Origin of the sequence: Mycobacterium sp., assembly GCF_040509115.1 — a bacterium.
Taxonomy (GTDB): Bacteria; Actinomycetota; Actinomycetes; order Mycobacteriales; family Mycobacteriaceae; genus Mycobacterium.
Window position 1 is genome coordinate 1 of the sequence record NZ_JBEVLO010000219.1, and the last position, 4,533, is coordinate 4,533.

The 4,533-nt window shown below is 66.7% G+C and carries 6 protein-coding genes; 2 read left to right on the plus strand and 4 right to left on the minus strand.

Annotated elements, in window-relative coordinates; translation table 11 throughout:
• The 4 genes from ABW137_RS15245 to ABW137_RS15260 all read right to left on the minus strand — a co-directional run.
• On the minus strand, nt 1-874 hold an 874-nt coding region (locus tag ABW137_RS15245; protein WP_526401346.1), incomplete at its 3' end, for an aminotransferase class V-fold PLP-dependent enzyme.
• Nucleotides 871-1,638, minus strand: coding sequence for an amino acid ABC transporter ATP-binding protein (locus ABW137_RS15250; protein ID WP_526401348.1), 768 nt, complete (start codon nt 1,636-1,638; stop codon nt 871-873). The genes ABW137_RS15250 and ABW137_RS15245, both read right to left, overlap by 4 nt.
• Nucleotides 1,631-2,533 (minus strand): amino acid ABC transporter permease, encoded by a 903-nt coding sequence (locus ABW137_RS15255; RefSeq protein WP_526401350.1) that lies wholly within the window; start codon nt 2,531-2,533, stop codon nt 1,631-1,633. Before ABW137_RS15255 ends, ABW137_RS15250 begins: the two co-directional genes overlap by 8 nt.
• Nucleotides 2,526-3,497 (minus strand): ABC transporter substrate-binding protein, encoded by a 972-nt coding sequence (locus tag ABW137_RS15260; RefSeq protein WP_526401352.1) that lies wholly within the window; start codon nt 3,495-3,497, stop codon nt 2,526-2,528. The genes ABW137_RS15255 and ABW137_RS15260 overlap by 8 nt, the downstream gene beginning before the upstream one ends.
• Before the next feature lie 172 nt (nt 3,498-3,669).
• Here ABW137_RS15260 and rnhA point away from each other — a divergent pair, with 172 nt between their 5' ends.
• Nucleotides 3,670-4,122: a ribonuclease HI gene (gene rnhA / locus ABW137_RS15265; RefSeq protein WP_526401354.1), complete on the plus strand. Its 453-nt coding sequence runs from the start codon at nt 3,670-3,672 to the stop codon at nt 4,120-4,122.
• A 185-nt stretch (nt 4,123-4,307) separates the two neighbouring features.
• A partial coding sequence (locus ABW137_RS15270; RefSeq protein WP_526401356.1) for an AAA family ATPase occupies nt 4,308-4,533 on the plus strand: 226 nt, incomplete at its 3' end.

Below are 4,533 nucleotides of genomic sequence, written 5' to 3' on the forward strand. Positions count from 1 at the left end.
CCTCGAGTGCGTCCACCCGTGAGGCGATGTGCGCGGCGATGCCGCCGACGCCGGTCTCCTCGACCAGCTCCAGTGCCGCCGCGAATGCGCCCGAGGTCACCGGGCTCAGGTTGGAGATCGACCAGGCCGCGGCCGTGCTGTCGGCGGGGTGGATCTCGTCGTCGAAGAGACCGGGGTCCCGCGCCCCGGTCCAACCGGACAACACCGGGTCCATCCGCTCCAGTGCCCGGTCCGACAGCGCCGCGAATCCCGTTCCCCAGCCTGCCCGTAACCACTTCTGGCCACCGACGACGAGGATGTCGGCCACTTCCCACGGCGCCTCGATCACGCCAAAGCCCTGGATGCCGTCGACGACGAGCACGCGGTCTCCGACGACCTCACGCAGCGCGGCCAGGTCGGCCCGGTAGCCGGTGCGGTAGTCGACCGCGCTGACCGAGACGATCGTGACGTCGTCGGTGAGGGCTTCGGCGATCCGGTCGGCGGTGACGTACCCACCCGGCAGGCGCTGCACCGTCAATCGCCCCGCCTGCTCGGCGCGGGCCCACGGGTAGGTGTTGGCCGGGAACTCCGAGGCTGACACCAATACGGTGCCGCCCGGCGCGTTGAACGCCGCCTGCAGCAGTCCGAGGCTGGTGTGCGGCTGTAGAACGACGTGGTCGACGTCGCTTCCGCACAGCCGCGCGGCGGCCGCCTTGGCGCGCGTCTCTTCCCGCATGAGTTCGTCGACGGTGGCCGGTCCGGCGTGCGTTGCCTTCTCCGATAGGCGAGCGGTGGCGTCCAGAACGGTGTGCGACGGTGGTCCGAAGCGGGCGAAGTCGAGATAGCCTGCCGGCTCCGAGAATTGCAGGAGGTAACGCGGCGAGATGGGTGTCACGCGAGCACCCTGGCCAGGAACTGGCGCGTGCGTTCGTGTTCCGGCGACTTCAGGATGCGCTCGGGCGGACCGGTTTCCACGATCGCACCGTCGGCCATGAAGACCACTTCGTCGGCGGCTTCGGCGGCGAAGGCGATTTCGTGGGTGACGACCACCATCGTCATGCCGTCGGCGGCCAACGCGTTCATCACGGCGAGCACCTCGCCGACGAGTTCGGGGTCCAGCGCCGACGTCGGTTCGTCGAACAGCATCAGCTTGGGCTTCATCGCCAGGGAGCGTGCGATCGCCACGCGCTGCTGCTGACCGCCAGACAACTGCGCGGGGTAGGCGTCGCCGCGCTGACCGAGGCCGACCCTGTCGAGCAGTTCGAGGCCGTCGGTGCGTGCGACGTCGGGGGCGATGCCGAGCACGCGGATGGGGCCCTCGATGACGTTCTCCAGCGCGGTGCGGTGACCGAACAGGTTGAACCGCTGGAACACCATGCCGATGTCGCGGCGCTGCTTGGCGACGTCGCGCTCTCGGAGCTCGTAGAGCTTGCCGCCCCGCAACTCGAACCCGATCGGCTTCCCGTCCACCCAGACCTGGCCCTCGTCAATGGTTTCCAGGTGGTTGAGGCAGCGCAGGAACGTGCTCTTGCCTGCGCCGGAGGGACCGAGCAGGCAGACCACCTGACCGCGGTGCACCTCCATGTCGATGCCCCGCAGGACTTCGGTGTGGCCGTAGCTCTTTCGGACGCCGACGGCACGGAGCAGTGGCTCAGACACGAGCGCCTCTCGTCAACGGAATGGTGCGTAGGGCCTTGGCGGCCTGCGCAGCGACGCTACGCTCGGCGGAGCCGAAGGTGCGCTCCAGGTAGTGCTGCCCGACGCCGGCGATCGTCACGACGACCATGTACCAGATCGCCGCGGCGAACAGCGTTTCCATCACCAGCAGGTTGTGCGAGGAGATGTTGTTGGACGCGTGGAGCAACTCGGTCACGCCGATCACCGACGCAATCGACGTGCCCTTGAGCATGTCGATGAAGTCGTTGCCGGTGGGCGGGATGATCACGCGCATCGCCTGCGGCAGCACCACTCTGCGCAGCGTCAGGATCGGGGACATGCCAATCGATTTCGCGGCTTCGGTCTGTCCGCCGTCCACGCTGTTCAGCCCGGCGCGCACGATCTCGGCCATGTAGGCGCTCTCGTTGAGCGCCAACCCGAGAAGTGCCGCGGTGAATGCGCTGATGAGGACGTTGGTCTGCTCGTCGAGCAGGTATCCACCGAAGGGCATCGGGATGGCGATGGTCGGTATGACCAGAGCCAGGTTGTACCAGATGAGGATCTGCAGCAGCACCGGCAAGCCGCGAAAGAGCCAGATGTAACCCGTCGCGAACCACTTCGCAACGGGATTCGCGCTGCGACGCATCAACGCGATGACGATCCCGAGCACGATCGCGACCGATTGCGCGATGACCGCGAGCAGCACCGTGTTCAGGAGGCCCACGAGCATGACGCGGTACACCACGAAGTCGGGCACCGACGACCAGTCGATCTGTGCCTGCGACAGCGCGATGAACACCGCGACGAGCAGCGCGAGGATCACCGCCGCGCTCACCCACCGACCCCAGTGGCGGAGCCGGACGATCTCCAGCGGCTCCTTCTGCAGTGTGTCAGGCACCATTGATGGCGGATTCCTTCAGCGCGCCCTGCTCGACACCCCAGCTCTGGAGGATCTTGAGGTACGTGCCGTCGGTCATCAGCTCGCCGAGCGCCTTGTTCACCGCATCCCGCAGGGCAACGTCGTCCTTGGCGAACCCGATGCCATATGGGCCGCCGTCGATCGGTTCGCCAGGCACGACCTCGAAGATGTTCCCCTCGCCCGCGGTGCGCGAGATGTAGACGGCACTGGGCAGGTCGTTGAGGATCGCGTCGACGCGGCCGGTGCGCAGCTGGTTCTGATTCTGCGTGTCGCTGTCGGTGGCCGTCACCGTGATGGCGGGCTTGCCCTCCTGCACGCACTTGTCACTCTGGGCCGCGGCGAAGGTCTGGTGACTGGTGCCCTGCACGACGGCAACGTTCTTGCCGCACAACGTGTCCGGGCCGGTGATGCCGTCCGGGTTGCCCTTCTGCACCATGATCGTGATGCCGGAGGAGAAGTAGTCGACGAAGTCGATCTGCTGCTGGCGCTCCTTGGTGTCGTTCATCCCGGCCATGGTCATGTCGATGCGTCCGGACTGCAGGCTGGTGATCAGCGAGCCGAAGGCCATGTCCTGGTATGCCGTCTCCACGCCGATCTTCTTGCCGATCGCCTTGGCGAGATCGACCTCGAACCCGATCGGCGTCTTGCCGTCGGCGGCGTAGAAGTTGTTGGGCGCCGACTGGATGTTGGAGCCGACGTTGATGGTCTTGGACTGTGCGATCGCGGCGGGCAGACCCCCCGCGAGGGCCTGATCCGGTTCGATGGCGGAGATGAGCGAGGCGTTGTCTGGAATCGCCGATTTCTCGCCGCTGGCGGCGGGTTGCTCGGTCGCATCGCCGCCACCGCCGCCGACGCCGCTTCCGCAGGCGGTGACGGCGGCCGCGAGGACTCCGACGAGCAGCAGGGAGAACCGGGTACGGACCGGCGAGGGTGAACGCATCATGACCTCCAAGGTGTGATGCGGGTGACGCTACAACAAATTGTTGAATCGGTCTCCACAAACTGTTGAATGTTTACCCGCCGTAACTTGGGCTGCATCGACGACGCGGTCCGGACGGTGTCATCTGCGCGAGTCGCTAGACCCGCGATCTGGCCCCGTTGCCTATCCTCAGCCCATGAGCGACGTCGTGATCATTCACACCGACGGCGGCTGCCGACCCAATCCCGGCCCCGGAGGCTGGGGCGCCGTGCTGCGTCAGCGCGAGCACGTCCGCGAGATGTGTGGCGGCGACTCCGGCGAGACCAGCAACAACCGGATGGAATTGACCGCCCCGATCATGGCGCTGGAGGCACTCACCAGGCCCGTCACCGTGCACCTGTACACGGACAGCACGTACGTCCGCAACGGCATCACCAAGTGGGTGCTCGGCTGGGAACGCAACGGCTGGCAGACCTCCGCGAAGCAACCGGTGAAGAACGTCGACCTCTGGAAGCGACTCCAGATCGCTTGCACACGACACCAGGTCGAGTGGTTCTGGGTGAAGGGCCACTCGGGGGTTGCCGACAACGAGTTGGCCGACGAACTGGCCACCCGGGGGCTGCGCGAAGCTGTCGGCGCCTCGAGTTGAGGCCTCACCACCGCGAGATCGACGCCACTGCGAGGAAGTGCGAGTGCGGATGTCGGTGGCGTCGATCTCGCGGTGGCGGAGTCCGTTGGACCGGCCACACAGACTCGCAGGCGGCCTGGTAGACCTCCTCGTGTGACGTGTCGTCTGCGGCTTTCGTCACTGCGCCACTGGAGCCTCGACAACGTGTGAAGATCACCGACATGGGCGGGAGCGCCGGGGGCCGAGTGCTCGTCGGACGGCAGGTCGAACAGCAGCAGCTCGTCGAGTTGTGTGACCGCGCCCGAGCGGGCGAGAGCGGCGTCCTCGTCATTCATGGCGAGGCCGGCATGGGGAAGACTGCGCTGCTCGCTTCGGTACTCGGGGAAGCCGATGGGCTTCGCACCATCCGTATCAGCGGCGCCGAGTCGGAAA

Bases quoted from the DNA above. Each gene is read 5' to 3' on its own strand.
- rnhA (WP_526401354.1), top strand. From the start codon at position 3,670: ATGAGCGACGTCGTGATCATTCACACCGACGGCGGCTGCCGACCCAAT.
- ABW137_RS15260 (WP_526401352.1), bottom strand. From the start codon at position 3,497: ATGATGCGTTCACCCTCGCCGGTCCGTACCCGGTTCTCCCTGCTGCTC.